This window comes from Mesorhizobium sp. M1A.T.Ca.IN.004.03.1.1 (assembly GCF_003997555.1).
In the GTDB taxonomy this organism is placed as follows: Bacteria; Pseudomonadota; Alphaproteobacteria; order Rhizobiales; family Rhizobiaceae; genus Mesorhizobium.
Window position 1 is genome coordinate 1 of sequence record NZ_RZTV01000930.1, and the last position, 243, is coordinate 243.

Annotated in this window: 1 pseudogene; it reads right to left on the bottom strand. The window is 63.8% G+C overall.

From position 1 onward, the window contains the following. Positions 1 to 243: pseudogene (locus EOD29_RS34405) on the bottom strand (sulfite exporter TauE/SafE family protein); the annotation flags it as partial.

Genomic DNA, 243 nt, shown 5'->3' on the forward strand with positions numbered 1-243 from the left:
GTCCTCAACAGCCTTGCAAGCTGCTCCCGGAACGCCACGGAGAGGAGCGCCACCGCGGAGAGCGTCACGCCGACGCCGATCATCATGGAGACGGCGAAAAGGATGCCCGTGACCACCACCTGATGGATCATCGCGAAGGTCATGACGAAGAGCGTCAAAGGGCAGGGGATCAGCCCGGCCATGAATCCGACGAGATGCCTTCTCCGCTCGAATGGGTGTGGGCACGCCGGAACAGCGCGCTCC